Annotated in this window: 16 protein-coding genes; 9 read left to right on the top strand and 7 right to left on the bottom strand. The window is 70.3% G+C overall.

All coding sequences use genetic code 11. From position 1 onward, the window contains the following. Positions 1-37: 37 nt before the first annotated feature. On the top strand, positions 38-832 hold the full coding sequence (locus tag ACZ60M_RS00495) for a metallophosphoesterase (RefSeq protein ID WP_465413202.1): 795 nt from the start codon (positions 38-40) through the stop codon (positions 830-832). A gap of 70 nt (positions 833-902) precedes the next feature. Here ACZ60M_RS00495 and ACZ60M_RS00500 read toward each other — a convergent pair whose 3' ends face one another. After that, positions 903-1,163: a hypothetical protein gene (locus ACZ60M_RS00500; protein ID WP_465413204.1), complete on the bottom strand. Its 261-nt coding sequence runs from the start codon at positions 1,161-1,163 to the stop codon at positions 903-905. A 428-nt stretch (positions 1,164-1,591) separates the two neighbouring features. Between ACZ60M_RS00500 and ACZ60M_RS00505 the strand changes: the two genes are divergently transcribed. The 3 genes from ACZ60M_RS00505 to ACZ60M_RS00515 all read left to right on the top strand — a co-directional run bounded on the left by ACZ60M_RS00505 (position 1,592) and on the right by ACZ60M_RS00515 (position 4,560). After that, complete coding sequence (locus ACZ60M_RS00505; protein WP_465413206.1) at positions 1,592-2,830, top strand: helix-turn-helix domain-containing protein; 1,239 nt, start codon at positions 1,592-1,594, stop codon at positions 2,828-2,830. A gap of 121 nt (positions 2,831-2,951) precedes the next feature. After that, positions 2,952-3,776, top strand: a complete 825-nt coding sequence (locus tag ACZ60M_RS00510) for a Nif3-like dinuclear metal center hexameric protein (RefSeq protein WP_465413208.1) — start codon at positions 2,952-2,954, stop codon at positions 3,774-3,776. A 1-nt stretch (position 3,777) separates the two neighbouring features. Next, on the top strand, positions 3,778-4,560 hold the full coding sequence (locus tag ACZ60M_RS00515) for a zinc ribbon domain-containing protein (protein WP_465413210.1): 783 nt from the start codon (positions 3,778-3,780) through the stop codon (positions 4,558-4,560). A gap of 58 nt (positions 4,561-4,618) precedes the next feature. Here ACZ60M_RS00515 and trpD read toward each other — a convergent pair whose 3' ends face one another. Next, positions 4,619-5,680, bottom strand: a complete 1,062-nt coding sequence (gene trpD / locus ACZ60M_RS00520) for an anthranilate phosphoribosyltransferase (protein ID WP_465413211.1) — start codon at positions 5,678-5,680, stop codon at positions 4,619-4,621. A gap of 22 nt (positions 5,681-5,702) precedes the next feature. After that, positions 5,703-6,122 (bottom strand): hypothetical protein, encoded by a 420-nt coding sequence (locus ACZ60M_RS00525; RefSeq protein WP_465413477.1) that lies wholly within the window; start codon positions 6,120-6,122, stop codon positions 5,703-5,705. 204 nt (positions 6,123-6,326) lie between these two features. Between ACZ60M_RS00525 and ctaE the strand changes: the two genes are divergently transcribed. The 5 genes from ctaE (at position 6,327) to ACZ60M_RS00550 (ending at position 11,405) form a co-directional block, all read left to right on the top strand. Continuing rightward, positions 6,327-6,941, top strand: coding sequence for an aa3-type cytochrome oxidase subunit III (ctaE, locus tag ACZ60M_RS00530; RefSeq protein WP_465413213.1), 615 nt, complete (start codon positions 6,327-6,329; stop codon positions 6,939-6,941). A gap of 174 nt (positions 6,942-7,115) precedes the next feature. Beyond that, entirely contained in the window at positions 7,116-7,925 is an 810-nt protein-coding gene (gene qcrC, locus ACZ60M_RS00535; protein WP_465413215.1) for a cytochrome bc1 complex diheme cytochrome c subunit, read from the top strand. Beyond that, positions 7,922-9,037, top strand: coding sequence for a cytochrome bc1 complex Rieske iron-sulfur subunit (gene qcrA, locus ACZ60M_RS00540; protein ID WP_465413217.1), 1,116 nt, complete (start codon positions 7,922-7,924; stop codon positions 9,035-9,037). The genes qcrC and qcrA overlap by 4 nt, the downstream gene beginning before the upstream one ends. After that, positions 9,034-10,620 carry a cytochrome bc1 complex cytochrome b subunit gene (qcrB, locus tag ACZ60M_RS00545; protein ID WP_465413219.1) on the top strand — a complete coding sequence of 529 codons (1,587 nt, stop codon included), beginning with the start codon at positions 9,034-9,036 and terminating at the stop codon, positions 10,618-10,620. Before qcrA ends, qcrB begins: the two co-directional genes overlap by 4 nt. 80 nt (positions 10,621-10,700) lie before the next feature. Then, a complete protein-coding gene (locus ACZ60M_RS00550) occupies positions 10,701-11,405 on the top strand; it encodes a hypothetical protein (RefSeq protein WP_465413479.1) in 705 nt (234 codons plus the stop codon). Positions 11,406-11,424: 19 nt separating this feature from the next. Here the strand turns inward: ACZ60M_RS00550 and ACZ60M_RS00555 are convergent, their stop codons facing one another. The 4 genes from ACZ60M_RS00555 to ACZ60M_RS00570 form a co-directional block, all read right to left on the bottom strand. Then, positions 11,425-13,152, bottom strand: coding sequence for a RelA/SpoT family protein (locus tag ACZ60M_RS00555; protein ID WP_465413221.1), 1,728 nt, complete (start codon positions 13,150-13,152; stop codon positions 11,425-11,427). A gap of 272 nt (positions 13,153-13,424) precedes the next feature. Further along, complete coding sequence (locus tag ACZ60M_RS00560) at positions 13,425-15,179, bottom strand: DEDD exonuclease domain-containing protein (RefSeq protein ID WP_465413223.1); 1,755 nt, start codon at positions 15,177-15,179, stop codon at positions 13,425-13,427. Between the two features lie 10 nt (positions 15,180-15,189). Continuing rightward, entirely contained in the window at positions 15,190-17,550 is a 2,361-nt protein-coding gene (locus ACZ60M_RS00565) for a transglutaminase TgpA family protein (RefSeq protein ID WP_465413224.1), read from the bottom strand. Beyond that, entirely contained in the window at positions 17,547-18,791 is a 1,245-nt protein-coding gene (locus tag ACZ60M_RS00570; RefSeq protein ID WP_465413226.1) for a DUF58 domain-containing protein, read from the bottom strand. Before ACZ60M_RS00570 ends, ACZ60M_RS00565 begins: the two co-directional genes overlap by 4 nt. Positions 18,792-18,793: the final 2 nt, after the last annotated feature.

Consider the following 18,793-nt stretch of genomic DNA (forward strand, 5'->3'; position numbering starts at 1 on the left):
TCACCGCACGGCCCCGCGCAGGATTAATATCGAGCCCATGTCTGAAACCAGTCCGCTGTTCGTGGCCAGCGACATCCACGGCCACTACGACGCGCTCGTCGAGTCGCTGCGAGGTCGCGGACTGGTGGACGAGGACGCCAAGTGGACCGGCGGCGATGCTCGCCTGTGGATTCTCGGGGACCTGTTCGACCGCGGCGAGGAGGGCGTGGCCGTCGTGCGGCTGCTGCGCAAGCTCGCCGGGCAGGCGGCCGCCGAGGGCGGCCACGTCGACACCCTCATCGGCAACCACGAGGTGCTGCTGCTCGGTTCGCGGCGCTTCGGCGACGTGGCCTTCACCGACGTCGACGGCCAGGACCGCCAGTTCCTGCACTGGTGGGTCCTCAACGGCGGCTTCGAGGACGAGCTGGGCGACCTCACCGACGACGAGGTGAAGTGGCTGGAGACCCGCCGCGTCCTGCATGTCGCCGACAAGGTCCTGCTCGTGCACGCCGACACCGAGTCGTACCTGGGGTACGGGCGCAGCGAGGAGGCCGTGAACTCGGCCGTCCGCAAGATCATGGCCGCCGACGAGCCCGAGGAGTGGTGGCAGCTGTTCCGGGAGCTGACGCGCCGCCACGAGTTCATGGGGCCTGAGGGCCCCGCGCGGGTGCGCGGGATGCTCCGCTCGTACGGCGGCGAGGAGCTCGTGCACGGCCACTCGACGATCCCCGACACGACCGAGCTGGAGCCGAGCCAGGTCACGCAGGCCCGCCGCTACTGCGACGGCCTCGTCCTCAACGTCGACGGCGGCGTCTACCAGGGCGGCAAGTGCCTGGTGGTCCGCCTCAACTAACTCGCTAACGAGACGCGGCGGCCGCCTGGGGGAGCGCCCCCCGCTGTCCGTGTACCCGGCCTTGCGAAAGTCAGTTGTCGCCCGGCTGCTGCCCCACGAAGTACACCCGGGTGACCGGCGGGGCCGAGTCGGCGCGGCTGAAGCGCGACTCCACCCAGAGGGTCGCTACCGCGGCCGCGGCGAGGCCCATGGTGACCCATCCGGCGAGCGGCGAGAAGGCGATCGCGTAGCCCAGTACGGCCGCCGACGCGGTGGCGACGGCGGCGGTGACGAAGGCCCTGCGGAAGGCGCGTCGATGTTCGCGGCGCGCGACGACTCGGTTGTGTCTCATATCTGACACAACGAGTCAGGCCCTTGAATCGACACGTTGCATGTGCAGTTTTCCCGCTAACGGGCGACCGAAACCCGGCATAACCCCAGATAGGCGACTACTCGCCTCCGGGCCCGAGCAAGACTGTAAGCGGTGTCGAGCGCAGCGTGATATTGGCAGTTGGCGGCCGTTGTGCCGGAAGGGAAAAGGCGGTAAACAGTTAGTGTCGGCGCGCCACAGGCGACAAACCCGGTGTCTGCAAAGGGCAAAGCCCCCGAGAAGGCACCGGACCTCGTGCGGGTCAAGACAACCGGGCACAGCTGACAACCGCCCGGCGCACCGGCACGGCGGCCGTGACTCATGGCCGGAGGAACGGCCGCCACAACCGAACAGCAAGTGCACGTCCTCGAAATCCGCATCCAACTCCTATATAGACGGTGGGGTCTGACATGGAGTCCGAAACGCAACCGATGGGACGGCGCGTCGCCTATTGGCGACAACGCCGCGGCATGTCCCAGCAGGTCTTCGCCGACCGGATCGGCAAGTCCAAGAGCTGGGTCGACAAGATCGAACGCGGCGTCCGCCGCCTCGACAAGTACTCCGTCATCACCGAACTCGCCGAAGCGCTCAGCGTCGACGCCGGGCAGCTCCTCGGCCGCGAGCCGAAGCGCCGCCCCGGGCTCGGCGGCTGCCTCGACCAGGTCGAGGTCGAGTCCATCCGCCAGTCACTCGAACGCTACGAACGCCTCGGCCGCTTCCTCGAAGCCGCCCCGATCGAACCGACCCCGATCCCCGAACTGCGCGGATCGGTCAACTACTGCTGGCTCGCCTTCGAGAAGGGCCACTACCCGGTCGTCGCCCGCTCGCTCATCCAGCTCCTGCGCGACACCCCCGTGGCCGAGGACCGGCCCGTCGGCGGCACCAGCGCCGACGCCGCCGAACTCATGACGCAGGTCTACCAGATCGCCTCCACGGTCCTGCGCAAACTCGGTGAGGCCCAGCTCGCCTGGCTCTCCGCCGACCGCGCCATCTCCGCCGCCAACCGCGGCAACGACCCGCTCCTGGCCGGCATCGCGACCACCCGGGTCGCCAACGCGCTCAGGGCGCTCGGCCGCTACCAGGCCGCGCTCGACCTCAACGTCCAAGTCGCCCACGGCCTCATCTCCGAGTCCGGCGGCGAGCGCTCCAGCCCCGCGCAGATCAGCGTCTACGGCGCGCTCCTGCTCCAAGGGGCCATGGCCGCCGCGCTCGGCGGCGACAGCACCACCAGCGAGGACCTGCTCGACAGCGCCTCCCGCGCCGCCAACATCCTCGGCCGCGACGCCAACTACTACTACACGTCCTTCGGGCCGACCAACGTCATGCTCCACCGCGCCGCCGCGTTCGTCGAACTCGGCGAAGGCGGCGACGCCCTCGCCGTCCACGACCGCATCCCGCCCGCCGCGCTCGCCGACCTCGTCGCCGAGCGGCGCTCGCACCACCACCTCGACATGACGCGGGCGTGCGTCCAGGTGGGGGACATGGAGCGGGCCAGCCGCCACCTCGTCACCGCCGACCGCCACGCCCCGGCCGAGGTCCGCTGCCGCCCGGTCGCCATCGAGCTCATCGACCAGATCCTGCACCGCACGAAAGGCGAACCCGGCCAGGAACTGCGCCGCCTCGCGGAAGAGGTAGGCGCCCTCAACTAGCCATCCATCGGCTGCACCGGCACTGGTGCGGGCCAAATTTACGGCTCGCAAGCTTCGCCGAGCGCAGGCTGTGCCCGGAGCCACGCTGCTCGAGCTCCGGGCACAGCCCTAAACTGCAAGGATGCGCACGTTGAGCGAGATCACCGCCGCCCTCGACGACCTGTACCCGCGCCGCTGGGCCGAGGACTGGGACCGGGTCGGGCTCGTCTGCGGACGCGGCGGCAACTCGGTCCGCAAGATCCTCTGCGTCGTGGACGTCGTGCCCGCCACCGTCATCGAAGCCATCGAGAACGATTGCGACCTCATCGTCGCCCACCACCCCCTCCTCCTGCGCGGCGTCTCCAGCCTCGACCCCGCCGCCGACTACAAGGGCGACCTCGTCCACACCCTCATCGAGTCCGGCATGGGCCTCTACGTCGCCCACACCAACGCCGACGTCGCCAACCCCGGCGTCTCCGACGCCCTCGCCGACCGCCTCGGCCTCGTCGACCTCCGCCCCCTGCGGCCCCTCACCGACACCGAGCACCACGGGACCGGACGCGGCATCGGCCGCATCGGGCGACTCCCCGAGACCCTCACCCTCGCCGCGCTCCTCGACAAGGTCGCCAAGACCCTCCCGGCCACCGTCAGCGGCGTCCGCGCCGCAGGCGACCCCGACCGGCAGATCAGCACCGTCGCCGTCTGCGGCGGCGCAGGCGACTCCTACCTCGCCGACGCCGCCGCGGCCGGCGCCAACGCCTACCTGACGGCCGATCTGCGCCACCATCCGGCCAGCGAGCACCTCGCCCGGAGCGGCCCGGCCCTCATCGACGCCGCCCACTGGGCCACCGAGCGACCGTGGCTCGATATCGTTGCCGAGCAACTGTCCCGTCTGGTCGACGACGTCCTCGTCTCCGACCTCGACACCGACCCGTGGACCATCCACCAGAAAACCGGGGTGAACTAGGTTGAAAGCCGACCTTTTCGATCAGCGCCGACTGCTCGAACTCCAGGCGGTCGACACCCAGCTCACCCAGCTGGGCCAGCGCCGCAAGAAACTCGACGCCGACCCGGCCTACGCCACGGCCGTCCAGCGCCAGCGGGCCCTCGCCGACAAGGCCGCCAACCTCACCGGCGACCTCGCCGACCTCGACCGCGACATCGAACGCGTCGAACGCGAAGTCGAACTCGTGACCAAGCGCGCCGACGCCGACCGCGCCCGCATGGCCTCAGGCGCCGCCACCGCGAAGGAACTCGAAGGGCTGCAGAGCGAACTCGAGTCCCTCGCCCGCCGCCAAGGCGTCCTCGAAGACGACGAGCTCGAGCTCATGGAGCGCCGCGAGGCCCTCGACGCCGAACTCGCCGACCTGCGCCGCCAGGTCGAGGAGGCCCGCCAGGTCCTCGCCGACGCTGACGCCGACCGGGGCCGCCAAGTAGGCGAGATCGACGCCGAGGCCGCCGACGCGACCTCCACCCGCGAAGCGCTCGTCATCAACATCCCCGACCGCCTCGTCGAGCTCTACGAGCGCATCCACGCCAAGCAGCCCGTCGCCGCCGCCGAACTCGTCGGCCGCCGCTGCGGCTCCTGCCGGGTCGAGAAGTCCCCGGGCGACATGGTCCCCATCAAGGCCGCCCCGATCGACGAGGTGCTGCGCTGCGAGGAATGCGGCAGCATCCTCATCAGGACCGAACTGCCCCAGTCGAAGCCGAGCACGCTCCCCTCCGAGGACGAGCTCAAGAAGTACACGTAGACGAACACGAAAAAGGGCGGGAGGCGCGAACGCGCCTCCCGCCCTTGACGTCTGCCTATTACTGCTTGCTGAACGCGGCCCACCGCTCGATCAGCCCGGTCGCCTTGCCCTCGTCGATCGCCTTCGCGGCCAACACCAGGTTCGACTCGATCAACCCCTTGCGGGTCTTCTCGTCATGCAGGTCCACGCCGTCGATCAGGCCCTGCCGCGACGACAGCGCCGCCGCCGCGTTGATGAGCACCGCGTCCCGCACCGGCCGGTTCCCGCCCGCGAACACCTCGCGCGCCACCGCCGTGTTGAACTCGATATCACCGCCGCGCAGCGCATCCGGACCCGCGTTCTCCAGACCCCACTCGGTGATGTCGATCGAACCCTGCGAGACCCGACCGCCCGAGGCGATCCACTCCGAAGTCGTATCCGACGTCGAGATCTCGTCCAGGCCGTCGTCACCGCGCACCACGAACACCGAAGCGCCCCGCGCCGCGAACACCTGCGCCATCAACGGCGCCTTCACCGGGTCCGCGCAGCCGATCAGGCCCGCCGCGGGCTGACCCGGGTTCGTCAACGGCCCCAACAGGTTGAACACCGTCGGAATACCCAGCGCGGCCCGCACCGGCCCCGCATGCCGCATCCCCGGGTGGAACGTGCGCGCGAACGCGAACCCGATCCCGACCTCCCGCACCGACGCCTCGACCCGCTCCGCCGTCGCATCCAAGTCGACGCCCAGCGCCTCCAAGAGGTCCGCCGAACCCACGCTCGACGACGCCGAGCGGTTCCCGTGCTTGATCACCGGCACACCCGTCGCCGCAACCACGATCGCCGCCATCGTCGAGATGTTCACCGAGTTCGAGCCGTCGCCGCCCGTCCCCACGATGTCGACCGCGACACCCAGGTCCGACAGGTCCAGCCGCGTCGTCTCCGACAGCATCCGGCCCGCGATCGCACCGATCTCCTCGGCCGTCTCACCCTTCGAGCGCAGCAGCACCGCGAACGCCGCCAACTGCGCCGGATCGGCGTTCCCCGCCATGATCTCGGCCATCGCCCAGTCGGCGCTGGCCTCATCGAGGTGGTCGCCGTTCGAAAGACGCCCGAGGACGTCAGGCCAGGTCGGGCTGGACATAAGGTCTCCTGAAAGGGGGAGGTCAGGCGGCGCGCTGCGCCGGTGCCACGCCTTCTGCGCGGCTGACCAGCAAGTCTACTACCGTCTGCCCGGTTGTCACGGGGTTAAGCGGGTGCATCAGCACGGCATCCGCCCGGGACCACGCCGCAAGCCACCTGTCGGCGGCCCGCTGCACGACGACCGCCAGCAGCGGCGGCTCGTCGAACTCGTCCCGCAGCTGCCGGGCGATCCCCAGCCCGCCCGCAGGCTGCGCCTCGCCGTCCAGCAGCACCAGGTCCACGGCGTACTTGTCGATGAGCGACACCGCCTCGTCGTACCCGCCCGCGACGGCGTACTCGATCCTCACCCCCTCCACCGGCTCCTCGCCGATCGCCGAGCGCATCTGCTCGATGACCGCGGGTCGATGGCTGTACAGCAGGACCGCGTACTCAGACGTTGAGATACTCACGCCTCGCATATTAAACCGGCCACACTGAAATGGGAAGACCGGCGCGGCCACTTCCCCCCGAACCAGTGCCCACATTGGCCCGACCTGGAATGACCTGGGCACACGGTGTGAAGAGCCTGGGAGCCTACCGCCGCGCGACACGCGCGAAAAACACACCCCATGCGCAGCTTGGGCCCGCCGGACCGTAATAATGTGCGCGTGACTGCCGCCGAAGCAACTATCGACCCCAGCCGTATCCACTCACTGACGCGGCCCAACGTCGTCAGTGTCGGCACCATCGTGTGGTTGAGCAGCGAACTGATGTTCTTTGCGGGCCTGTTCGCCATGTACTTCTCCATCCAGGCCGCCGCGCCTGAGATGTACGAAGCCGGATACGAGCACCTCAAGATCCCGTACGCGCTCGTCTTCACCGTGATCCTCGTGGCCTCGTCGATCACCTGCCAGCTGGGCGTCTTCGCCGCTGAGCGGGGCGACGTCTACAAACTGCGCCTGTGGTTCGCGGTCACCTTCGTCATGGGCCTGGTCTTCGTGCTCGGCCAGGTGAACGAGTACCGGAACCTGGTCACCGAAGGCCACTCGATCTCGGCCGACGGCTACTGGACGATGTTCTTCCTGACCACCGGGTTCCACGGCCTCCACGTGACCGGCGGCCTCGTCGCGTTCATCGTCTACCTCATCCGGACGACGATGGGCCGCTTCAGCCCCGCCCAGGCCACCGCGTCCATCGTGGTGTCCTACTACTGGCACTTCGTCGACGTGGTCTGGATCGCGCTCTTCGCCGTGATCTACTTCCTTCCGATGGCCCAGTACTAACACCTCGGCCGGTCCCTTGTGAACCGGCCCAAAGCAAGTCAGGCCCCGGCCAAGCGCCGGAGCCGCATCCGAGAAATGCGACGGCCGCCGCCCGGAAGGCGGCCGCCGGCCGAACCGGGACCTCACAGGGGCCCGGCCCGGTCCGAGAGCTAGATAAAAGGTGAGGCAACAACCGTGGCTGCATCAGGAAAACGCCGGCGAGGCTGGCGCAAGCGCCTCGGCGCGCTGGCCAGGTTCACCGGCGCACTGGTCATCGTCGGAGGGCTCTACTCGGCGTTCTCCCCGAGCCTGTACGCCCAGGAGGCCGAGTCCAACGCGATCGACTCCGAGGCCGTCAAGGGCCAGGAGCTCTACGACACCAGCTGCATCTCCTGCCACGGCGATAACGGCGAGGGCGTCGAAGGGCGCGGACCGAGCCTCATCGGCGTCGGCTCCGCTGCCGTCGAGTTCCAGGTGAACACCGGCCGCATGCCGATGGCCGCGCAGGGCGCGCAGGCCCCCAGCACGAACTACCCGGTCTTCACCGAAGAAGAGGCCGAGTGGCTCGGGGCGTACATCGAGTACCTCGGCGGCGGCGCGGGCATGCCCGACGACCTCGAGGCGATGGTCGAAGAGGCCGACGTGGCCGCGGGCGGCGACCTGTACCGCGTCAACTGCTCCTCGTGCCACGGCTACGCCGGCGGCGGCGGCGCCCTCTCCTCGGGCGCGCACGCGCCCTCCCTTGAGGGCGTCACCAACGACGAGATCTACCAGGCGATGCTCACCGGCCCGCAGAACATGCCGGTCTTCGCCGACAACGAGCTCACCCCCGAACAGAAGGCCGAGCTCATCGCCTACGTCCAGTACCTCGTGAACGACGACAAGGACCCGGGCGGCGTGTTCACTCTCGGCCGTTTCGGACCGGCCACCGAAGGACTGGCCATCTTCCTGGTCGGCATGACCGCGCTCCTGCTGACCACGCTCTGGATTGCAGGTAAATCGTGAGTGCCCACAACGACAGCAACCCGCCCGAACCGGTGGACCTGAGCAACCCGAAGCTCAGCCGCTTCGAGGTCTACAAAGAGGGCCTGCGTCGCGACGACATCGAGATCATTCACTACGAGCCGCGCTTCGCGAAGCCGGGGACGCAGGCCGAGAAGCGCATGGAGCGCATCGTCGGCGGACTGTTCCTGTTCTCCGGGTTCTTCGCCACCGCGTTCGTGGTCGCCTACATCTGGTGGCCCTGGGAGTATGAAGGCGCGGCCACCTGGCGCGACCTCCAGACCTGGTACACGCCGGTGCTCGGCACCACGCTCGGACTCTCGCTGCTGCTCTTCGCCGTCGGCGTGCTCACCTGGGCGAAGAAGCTCCTCCCGATCGAGGAGCTCGTGCAGGACCGCCACGACGGCGGGTCCTCTTCGGACGACCGCAAGATCGCCGAGGCCACCGTCGACAACATGGGCGAGGACATCGGCGTCAAGCGCCGCCCGTTCCTGGTGAAGGCCGCCCTCCTGGGTGCCGCGCCGCTCGGCCTGGCCGCGATCGCGCCCCTCGGGGCGCTCATCAAGGACCCGGGCGACATGCTCACCGTCACCGGCTGGAACGCCGAGAAGTACAACGACGGCGAGCCGGTCCGCTTCATGATGAAGGACGGCGCCCTGGTGCGCCCGGACATGGTCTCGGTCGGAGGTCAGATCACCATCTACCCGGCCCTGCCGCACGGCGCCACCAACCAGTTCCCGACCTCGCCGGTCCTGCTCATCCACCTGCGGGAATCCGACGCGGCGACGCTGCGCAAGAACCTGTACCCGATGTACCAGGACGCCGAGGCGCTGTGGGGCAACTTCGTCGCCTACTCGAAGATCTGCACCCACGTCGGCTGCCCGACCAGCCTTTACGAGCAGCAGAGCCAGCGCCTGCTGTGCCCGTGCCACCAGTCGCAGTTCAACGTCATCGACAACGCCGCACCCGTCTTCGGCCCGGCCACGCGGCACCTGCCGATGCTGCCGTTCACCGTGGACGAAGAGGGCGTCTTCGTCGCCAAGTCGGACTTCCTGGTGCCCCCGGGGCCGGCGTTCTGGAACCGCCCGTCCCTCCCCGAGGAGGATGAGAAGTGAAACGCCGCAAAGGCACGAGCGACAGCCTGCTGACCAAGGCCGGCGGTGAGCTCGACGACCGCTTCAAGCTCGCGCTCCCCGCCCGAATCCTGTTCAACAAGGTCTTCCCGGACCACTGGTCCTTCCTGCTGGGCGAGATCGCGCTGTTCTCGTTCATCCTGCTGCTGCTCTCGGGCACGTTCCTGGCGCTCTTCTTCGAGCCCTCGATGGTCGAGGTGACCTACAACGGCGTGTACGTGCCGCTGCAGGGCATCGAGATGTCGCAGGCGTACCACTCGGCGCTGGACCTCTCGTTCGAGGTGCGCGGCGGCCTGTTCATGCGCCAGATGCACCACTGGTCGACGCTGCTGTTCATGGCCTCGATCCTGGTCCACATGCTCCGGATCTTCTTCACCGGCGCGTTCCGCGCGCCGCGCGAGACGAACTGGATGATCGGCATCGTGCTGTTCTGGCTCGGCTTCTTCGAGGGCTTCTTCGGCTACTCGCTGCCGGACGACGGCCTCTCGGGCACCGGTCTTCGCATCATGGAGGGCATGACCGAGTCGATCCCGTTCATCGGCCCGTGGGCCTCGGCCGCGCTCTTCGGCGGCCAGTTCCCGGGCACGAGCGTGATCTCGATGCTCTACATCATCCACGTGTTCCTGTTCCCGCTGCTCATCCTGGGCCTCATCGTGGTCCACATCGGGCTCGTGTTCGCGCAGAAGCACACGCAGTGGCCCGGACCGGGCCGCACCGAGCACAACGTGGTCGGCTTCCGGATGTTCCCGAACTACGTCATGAAGCAGGTCGGCTTCATGCTGTTCATCTGGGGCGTCCTCGGGGCGATGGCCGGGCTGTTCCAGATCAACCCGATCTGGCTGTTCGGCCCGTACGAGGTCTCGGTCGTCTCCTCGGCCTCGCAGCCCGACTTCTACGTCATGTACCTCGACGGCCTGATCCGCCTGTTCCCCGCGTGGGAGCTGCGGTTCCCGCCGTACTTCACGCTGCCGCCGGTGTTCTGGCCGGGCATCGTGGGCATGGGGCTCTCGGTCATGCTGCCGCTGCTGTACCCGGCGCTCGAACGCCGTTTCGCGAAGGACCGCGGGCACCACAACCTGCTGCAGCGTCCGCGCGACAACGCGGGCCGCACCAGCCTGGGCGTCATGGTCGTGGTCTTCTGGATCATCGGCGTGATCTCCGGCGGCAACGACGTCGTCGCCGAGCAGTTCGACATCAGCCTGAACGCCATGACCTGGGCGGGCCGCATCGGCCTCGTGGTCCTGCCGATCATCGCGTACTACGTGACGTACCGGATCTGCCTGGGCCTGCAGCAGCACGACCGCGAGGTCCTGGCGCACGGCCTGGAGACGGGCATCCTGATGCGCGACCCGAACGGCCGCTTCTACGAGGTGCACCAGCCCCTCGCGGAGCCGGACGAGCACGGCCACACCGAGCTGGAGTACAACGGCTGGGTGGTCCCGAAGAAGATGAACCGCATCGGCGCGCTGCCGCCCGCCGACAAGGGCTTCTTCAAGTCGATCGAGGAGCCGTCCGAGGACGGCCGCGCCGAGCGGCGCGACGAGATCGAGTCGGGCAAGCACTAAGCGAGACAAGCGAAGCGGGGCCGCACCGAAAGGTGCGGCCCCGCTTTCGGCTGGGCGGGCTAGGATGCGTTCTCGTGACGATGCCGCAGTACCCCCAGATCCAGGCCGCCGCGCGCAACAACGCGGAATGGTGTGCGTCCATGAGCCTTTCGCACGGGATTCCGAGCGTGTCCGGACCGGACGCCTGGGCGGCGCCCTTCCGGACGCCGCTCTTCTACCCCGACGCGGTGACGCTGGCACCGGGCGTCGACCCGGGCGTGCTGGTGTCCCGGATCGACACCGTCTCGCCGGGCGCTTCCGTCAAGGACAGCTTCGCCGACCTCGACCTGGCCCCGGCGGGGTTCCGGGTGCTGTTCGAGGCGCAGTGGATGCACCGCCCGGCGGGCCCGCCCGCGACCGCGGCCGGCCTCTCCTGGGAGGCGGTGGCCGAACCGGAGACGCTGCGCGAGTGGGCGGCCGCCTGGGACGGCGGGGAGGGCCATGCCGACCTGTTCCGGCCCGAGCTGCTCGAGGACCCGGACACGTTCGTGCTCTTCGGTTGCGATGAGGACTACCGCGTCCTCGCCGGAGCCGTCGCGAGCCGCAGCGAGGAGGTCGTCGGCATCTCCAACGTCTTCACTGCCGCCGACGGGCCCGAGTCGGCTTGGCCCGTGGTGCTGGAGGCGGTGCACCGGCTGTTCCCCGACATGCCGGTCGTCGGCTATGAGCACGGGGACGACCTGGATGCGGCCGTGCGCCACGGCTTCGAGCCGATCGGCCCGCTCCGGGTGTGGGTGCACGGCTGAGCGGGCGCCCGCGCTGCGGTCAGTAGCGGTCGACGGTGGTGATGAGCTTGTCGGCGAGCTCGTCCGGGTCGAGCTTCTCCCGGGCGAGCGCGAGGTACAGCGAGTCGAGGTCTGGGAAGCCCAGAGAGGACGCGACGCCGTGGAGCGGTTGCTCGCCTGAGAGTCCGCGCCCGCGGGCGATCAGCGACCGCCACAGGCGGTTCTTTCCGGCTTTGAGTTCGTCTTCGAAGCGCTGCATGGGGATGACGGGGAGCTCGCCGGTGGAGTCGACGTCCTCGACGGCGCCGAACCAGTCGTTGATGTGCAGCTGCGCCTCGGGGGTCTTGGCGTGGTCGAGCCACTGCTTCGAAGGGCCGTAGGGCTGTTCGTTGGTGAGGACGAGCTCGACGGTGTCGCCGTCGCGCAGGCTCTGCGCGAGCGGGGCGATCTCGCCGTTGACGTAGGCGGCGATGAGGCGGTGGCCCTTGGCGGGGCCGGAGCAGTACGCGACGTCGACGGGGGTGGAGGACTTGGGGACCATGAGCTGCTCGCCGTCGCGGGTGAAGACGAGGATGTCCTGGTCGGCGAGGTCGCAGCGGAGCGAGTCGAGGAACTGGCCGGAGTCGGCGACCTCGTGCTGCCAGTCGAGGAGGCGCTGGAGCCACGGGAGCTGGAAGTCGACCGGGTTGGAGCCGGACTGGCGCAGCCCGGCGACGATGCCGACCTCGGCGGTCTCGTGCATCTCCTTGGTGCGGATGAGGAACTCGATCGGGAGGCCGCCGGGTCCGGCGACCGCGGTGTGGATCGACTGGTACAGGTTGAACTTCTTGGCGGCGATGAGGTCGCGGAACTTGCCGCCGACGGGCTTCCAGAGCTTGTGGATCGCGCCGAGCGCGGCGTAGCAGTCGGTGGCGGGGCCGTCGACGACGATGACCAGGCGCGGCGGGTCGGCCGGGCCGGTGCCGGGGTGCTTCTGCATCTCGCGGTAGATCGAGTACGGGTGCCGGGGCCGGTCGAGCAGGCGCGCGGCGACCTTGAACTCGCGCAGGGCGCGGCGGACCTGGGGGGCGATGGCGGCGACCTGGCGGTTGCGGTCGGTGTCGGAGCCGAGGTGCTCGCGGATGCGCTGGAAGACCTCGGGTTCGAGGGTCTCGAGGACGATGTCCTCGAGTTCGCGCTTGATGACGTAGAGGCCGAGCCGGTCGGCGAGGGGGATGAGGACGTCCTTGGTGGCCTCGGCGATGCGGATCTGGCTGGGGCGCTTCTTGAACTTGATGGTCCGCATGTTGTGGAGGCGGTCGGCGAGCTTGATGACCATGACGCGGATGTCGCGCCCGGCGGTGAGCACGAGCTTGCGGAACGTCTCGGCCTCGGCGGCGGAGCCGAGGTGGATCTTGTCGAGCTTGGTGACGCCGTCGACCATGACGGCGATCTCGTCGCCGAAGTCGCCGCGGAGGGCTTCGAGGGAGTAGCTGGTGTCCTCGACGGTGTCGTGGAGGAGCCCGGCCGCGATGGTCGCGGTGTCGACGCCGAGCTCGGCGAGGATGGTGGAGACCGCGATCGGGTGGGTGATGTAGGGCTCGCCGGAGCGGCGGGCCTGGCCGCGGTGCATCTGCTCGGCGATGCGGTAGGCGCGGCGGACGAGGAGCATGTCGGGCTGCTCGCAGTGCGCACGGTGGGCCGCTTCGAGCTGCGCCACCTTCCCCGCGAGGTCCCACGGGTCGTCGGGTTTGGCAGATCGAGTAGCGGAAAGCAATGCGCGCAACATGAAAGCCTCCGATGCCCAAGGTTGACCGCATTCTAGATGTACAACGATTCTTGGAGAGAATCGACACTAGACACTGTCGGATTTCGGCAGGGCCGCCGCTATCGGCGGATGACACACAGTACCCGTGTCGAGCGCTTGCCGGAAACCCCAAGCGCCGCAAATGAATGCGAGACGACTCACGTCCGATTCGCGCAGTTGCGCCGGTCTCAGAAGTTGGCACGCTGGGTTCGCTTGGGACAGCGGAAAGTCCACGGGGCGGTCCCAGTATGTGGTCAGCGTTCGCCGGTGCTGCGGCGCCAGGGGGACGGGTCGTGGGGGACGGTGCCGTTCCAGCGTTCGGCGCCGTCGAGGCGGCTGGCCCAGGGGTGCTCGACCATGACGAGGCGGACGTCGGGGCGGGCGAGCCATTCGAGGAGGAGGCGGGTCTCGGCGGCGTGGGCGGCGTCGGCGACGTCGGCGAGCGGGTCGACGGATCGGGCGGTCTCGCGGAGTTTCGCGATGTGCGGCATCGGGTCGGCCCGAGGCGGGGTGCGGACGGCCCCGGCGAGGAGCCCGTGGCGGATCACGGCGACCTCCCAGCCGCCGCCCTTGGCCCGGCCCGCGGCGACGATCTCCCCGGCCGCCACGAGGCTCCTGGTGCGGTGCGTGGCGGCCGCGAGTTGGAGGTACGCGCCGAGTTCGTCGCGCTTCTCGGCGGCGGACTCGAACCGCTCGGCCGCCGCGAGTTCGGCGAGGCGCTCGGTGACGGCCGCCGCGACCGGGGCCGGGTCGCCGTCCATGGCGCGGGCGGCCCGTTCGGCGACCGCTGCGTACTCCTCGACGGAGACGGTGTGGCGGCACGGCTCGACGCACTTGCCGATCTCGCCGAGCACGCACGTGGGCGACAACCGCTTGGGGGACAGGCGGGTGCGGCACGAGCGGATCGGCAGGGCCGCCTCGATCGCGGCGATCGCGGCCTGCGCCTGCGACCCCGAGGTGGGGCCGAGCCGGGGCGCGCCGGGCCCGGGCGGGGTGCGGGAGACCTGGAGGCGCGGGTAGGGCTCGTCGGTGAGGCGCACCCAGGAGCGGTGCTCGGGGAATTTCGCGGCCCGGTTGTAGGGCGGTTTGCCGCCCGAGATGAGCCGCAGCTCCGCGACGCCGGCCTCGAGCCGGTGGGCGCACTCGATGACCTCGACGCGTTCTGCGGAGGCGAGCATGTCGCGCAGGCGGCGGCGCTGCTCGGCGGCGGAGAAGTAGGAGCGGACGCGGGCGGCGACATCGACCGAGACGCCGATGTAGAGCGCCCGGTCGTCGGCGTCGCGGAAGATGTAGACGCCGGGGCCGTGGGGGAGCCCGTCGGCGAGGTGGCGTTTGCGGCGCTGCAGTTCGGAGGGGATGGCGCGGCAGAACTCGGCGAGTTCGGCGTCGGTCGTGACGCCGTGCCCGGAGGCGCGCTCGATGAGGGCGTGCAGGACGGTGACGGTGGCGCGGGCGTCGTCGAGCGCCCGGTGGTTGGGGGTGACGGGGGAGCCGAAGAACCGCGCGAGGGTGCCGAGCCGCCGGTTGGGGACCTCGCTCTTCTCGGTGAGGCGCCGGGCCAGGACCACGGTGTCGATGACGGGCGGGCGGGGCCAGCGCGTGTCGGTGAGCTCGCACGCGTGGCGCAGGAACCCGATGTCGAAGCCCGCGTTGTGGGCGACGAGGGTGGCGCCGTGCGCGAACTCGAGGAACGCGGGGAGGACCGCTTCGATGCCGGGGGCGTCGGCGACCATCGCGTCGGTGATGCCCGTGAGGCGGGTGACGCGCGGGTCGATGGACTCGCCGGGGTTGACGAGGGTCCCGAACTCGCCGATGACCTCGCCGCCTTTGACTTTGACGGCGCCGATCTCGGTGATGCCGCACGCGTCGGCGGCGAGGCCGGTGGTCTCCAGGTCGACGACGCAGAACACGACCTCGGACAGGGCCGTGCCCAGGCTGTCGAGGGTCGGCTGGGTGTAGCCGGTCTCGGTGAGTGCACCGTCGCTCTCGGCAGCGCCGCGTCTGTACATGCCCGCCAGCCTAAGGGCGGCCTGTGACAGACCGGTCCTTGCGGCTGTTCGAACGTCGCGGCCGCCGCACTGCGGAGCGGACCCGGTCAGTGGCCCTGGCGGAGCGCCGGGCCAGGCGGGCGCTCTCCTCGGCCTGCTTCGCGGAGAGCTTCGCCAGGAGCGACGCGGGCCAGAACACGGCCTTGTAGCGGCGGCGCGGCTCGGCGGTCTTGTCCAGTTCGGAGTGGAGGTCGCGCACGGCGTCGGCGAGCCCGGCCGGGTCGGCCCCGTGGGGGGAGTAGCGGTGGCGGGCCATGGCCGCGCCGAGGGCGGTCGCGGCCTCCCTGGCGGCGGGGGCGGCCTGGGCGAGGACCCCGGCGGCCTGCCTGGGGGTGAGCGAGTCGCTGAGGCCCACGCCGTAGTCGAGGGCGAGGTCGAGGGTCTCGTCCCACGCGGTCTTGGCGGTGACGCGGGCCGGGTCGAGTCTGCGGCGGCGCAGGAGGCCGCGCCATACGGCGGGCAGGAACGGGAGGGCCAGGGCGGGGAGCAGGAGCAGCCAGGCCGGGTTGAACCCGAAGCCGCCGCCGGAGCCTCCGTCTGCGGCCTGCGCGGTGGGCCCTTCGGTGGTGGGGGCCCCTTCGGAGGGGTCGGCCGGGGCGGTGCTGGCGCCTTCGCTGGGTTCGGTGCCGGGCTCGGTGGTCGCGCCGGGCTCGGCGGTCTGCTCGTCCTCGGGCAGCGGCTCGGTCGCCCACGGGAACGTGACGGCGCCGGGCACGCCCGAGACCGGGGTCGGGTCGTAGGTGACCCAGCCCGGTCCGTCGTAGTAGACCTCGACCCACGCGTGGTAGTCGTGGCTGGTGAGGACCCAGTCCTCGCCGTCGCGGGTGCCCTGGGACATGCCGATGACGACGCGCGCGGCGACGTCGGCCTCGCGCAGCATCCACGCCATGGCGGCCGCGTACTGCTGGCAGTAGCCCTCTTTGGTCTCGAGGAAGTCGAGGATGGCCTCGTCGTTGCCCGCGTCGGTGGTCTCCAGGGAGTACTGGAAGCCGTTGCCGACCGAGAGGTACTCGAGTGCCGCGAGGACCTTCTCGTGGACGGTGGTCGCCCCCGCGAGCTCGCGGTCGACGATCTCGGTCAGCTCGGGCACGTCGGGCGTCCGGGTGTTGGACTCCCACCGGTCGTCGGAGGAGTCCATGCCGTCGGCGCCGGCGAGGACCGCCGCGTCCGGTTCCCAGTCCACATAGGAGAGCGAGTACGAGTCGACGTCGCCCATGTCGGTGCCGTCGCCGTTGATCACGTCGGTCTCGTCGTCGACGACCCAGCTCCCCTCGATCGAGAGGTCGACCGGGTCGCCGTAGACGGGCACGACCGGGGCCTGCAGCGCGAGGTTCTCGATGCTCGCGGTGTACACGTCGCCGTCGCCGGAGGCGTTGTCGGCGAGGGTGCCGAGGGGCTCGCCGCTCTCGTAGTCGTTGGGGCCGAAGCCGTCCGTGGTGAGCTCGTCGAGGACGTGCATCCGCAGGTAGCGCGGGTTCGGATCGTCCGTCGCGACGCGCAGGACGTCGACCTCCTCGGGCCGGTTGAGCGACCCGGACAGCTGCGCCCACGGGTTGACGTCGCCGAGCCCGGCGTCGCCGCCGCCCTCGTAGCCGTCGGCGACCCGGTCGATGAACCCGGACGTGTTGGTCGGGACGACGGTGAGCGCCAGGAGCGTGGCGACGATGAACCCCGTCGCCGACCAGCGGGCCGTGCGCGCCATCGGCGAGGGGAACCGCTGCGACACGAGCTGGCCCGTCCCGGTGAACCGGTGCCCGAACGCCGAGACGCGCCGCAGGTTGTCGTCGGCGAGGAGCCACAGGTACGAGACGGCGGGGAGGATGAACCAGAACCAGGCCGTCGCGTCCGGCGCGACCGAGACCGGCACCAGGTACATCGTCAGGAGCGTCAGCCCCGCGAGCGCCGGGGTGCGCAGGCCGACCACGAACATGTCGTGGAGGATCGCGACGAGCCCGATCCCCAGGAGCGTCAGGAACAGGATGCCGCCCTCGGCGGCCACCGGCGGGGCCTCCCGGACGATCCCCGCGACGCCTTCACCGGCGAGCGCGCCGAAGTGCGCGAACGTGTCCGGCATCGGGATGATGAACAGGAAGCCGGTGCCGTCCCCGAAACCGGCGGTCAGCACGACCAGCAGCCCCGCGCACATCGCGGCGGTCTGCAGGCCCTGCCCGCGCCCGGCCGCGCGCGTCAGCGACCCGCAGGTCGCGATCACCGTGAGGGTGAGCAGCACCGGGACCGTCCACCCCAGGCCCTCGAAGATGCCGATGAGCGGCGTCAGCGTCAGGGCCAGGGTGGCGGCCGCGACCATCGTGGCGTGCCGCTGTCCGCTCATGCGAGAGTCCTCCACGCGCCCAGGCGGGTCCACACCCGGCGCAGCTCGGTCCCGGCGACCACCGGGATCACCTGCCAGCCCGCGTTCGACAGCGTCGAGACGGCCGCGACGTGCTGCTCGGCGAACGCCCGCTCGCGCGGGTCCTGCCGGCTCGACGGCGCCTTCGGAATCCACCGCACCGGGTCGACCACGAGCGCCGTGCACGCCCCGCCGCGCTTCGCCAGCTGCCCCAGCGTCGCCGCGTCCTCAGGGCTCAAATGCCCTAGGAACGCCACGATCCCGGAGACCGAACGCGGCCGCTGGGCCTTCTCGACCATGTGCGACACCGGCGCCTCGGGGGCCGCGGCCACCGTCGCCAGGTACCGCATCGCCTGGCTGTAATCGCCTTGGCGGCATTCGAAATCGCGGTGCGCGGTGATCAGCCACGGGTCGATGCCGTCCCGCGAGAGCCGCACCGTCGCCGAAGCGGCCGCGTCCACCATCCACTCGAAGCTCGACAGCTCCCCGCGGTGCGCGCCCCGGCGCACGTCCAGCAGGATCGCCGCGTTGTTCTCCCACGGCTGCTCCTCGCGGCGCACCATGAGCTGCCCGCGGTGCGCGCTGGCCTTCCAGTGCACGCGCCGCATGTCGTCGCCGTGGCGGTACTCGCGCACGGCGATGTCGTCGTTGCCGGTGATCGCGACCGCGTGCGCCGCCGACTCGCCCGAGGACATCCCGGCCCCGCCCGGCAGCAGGAGGCTCCGCAGCGGCTGGATGCGCGGGGTCACGATCAGCTCGGTCGTCAAAGGGAACTCCTGCACCGAGACGGCCAGCCCGAACGGGTCGGACGTGCGCACCGTCAGAGGCCCCAGCTCGTACGCGCCCCGCGTGCCCGGCGTGATCGTGTAGTTCACGACGCTCCGCGCGCCCGGCGCGAGCTTCTCCAGCACCAGGCGCGGCCGGTTCCCCAGCCGGTACGGGATGCGGTCCTCCAGCATCAGCGCCGGAGGCCGCGCCCGGCCCGTGTTCTGGATGCCCAGGCGCACCTGCGTGGGCTGCCCCGCCTCGACCTGCGCCGGGTTCAGCACCCGGTTCGACTCCAGCGACGGCCGCGACCAGCGCAGCAGCACGAGCCCGCCCAGCGGCGCGATGAACGCCAGCAGCGCCGCGCGCAGCAGGTCGCCCTCGCCCACCACCAGCGAGACGAGCCCGACCACCACGCTCACCGCCAGCAGAGTCTTGCCGCGCCCGGTGAGCTCCACGC

This window comes from Glycomyces sp. NPDC050141, assembly GCF_055586545.1.

Excerpts from the sequence above, each read along its gene's own strand:
- trpD (WP_465413211.1), bottom strand. The coding sequence starts at position 5,680 with ATGTCCAGCCCGACCTGGCCTGACGTCCTCGGGCGTCTTTCGAACGGC.
- ACZ60M_RS00500 (WP_465413204.1), bottom strand. The coding sequence starts at position 1,163 with ATGAGACACAACCGAGTCGTCGCGCGCCGCGAACATCGACGCGCCTTC.
- ACZ60M_RS00495 (WP_465413202.1), top strand. The coding sequence starts at position 38 with ATGTCTGAAACCAGTCCGCTGTTCGTGGCCAGCGACATCCACGGCCAC.
- ACZ60M_RS00565 (WP_465413224.1), bottom strand. The coding sequence starts at position 17,550 with ATGAGCGGACAGCGGCACGCCACGATGGTCGCGGCCGCCACCCTGGCC.
- ACZ60M_RS00555 (WP_465413221.1), bottom strand. The coding sequence starts at position 13,152 with ATGTTGCGCGCATTGCTTTCCGCTACTCGATCTGCCAAACCCGACGAC.
- ACZ60M_RS00550 (WP_465413479.1), top strand. The coding sequence starts at position 10,701 with ATGCCGCAGTACCCCCAGATCCAGGCCGCCGCGCGCAACAACGCGGAA.
- ACZ60M_RS00560 (WP_465413223.1), bottom strand. The coding sequence starts at position 15,179 with ATGTACAGACGCGGCGCTGCCGAGAGCGACGGTGCACTCACCGAGACC.
- ACZ60M_RS00510 (WP_465413208.1), top strand. The coding sequence starts at position 2,952 with ATGCGCACGTTGAGCGAGATCACCGCCGCCCTCGACGACCTGTACCCG.
- ACZ60M_RS00505 (WP_465413206.1), top strand. The coding sequence starts at position 1,592 with ATGGAGTCCGAAACGCAACCGATGGGACGGCGCGTCGCCTATTGGCGA.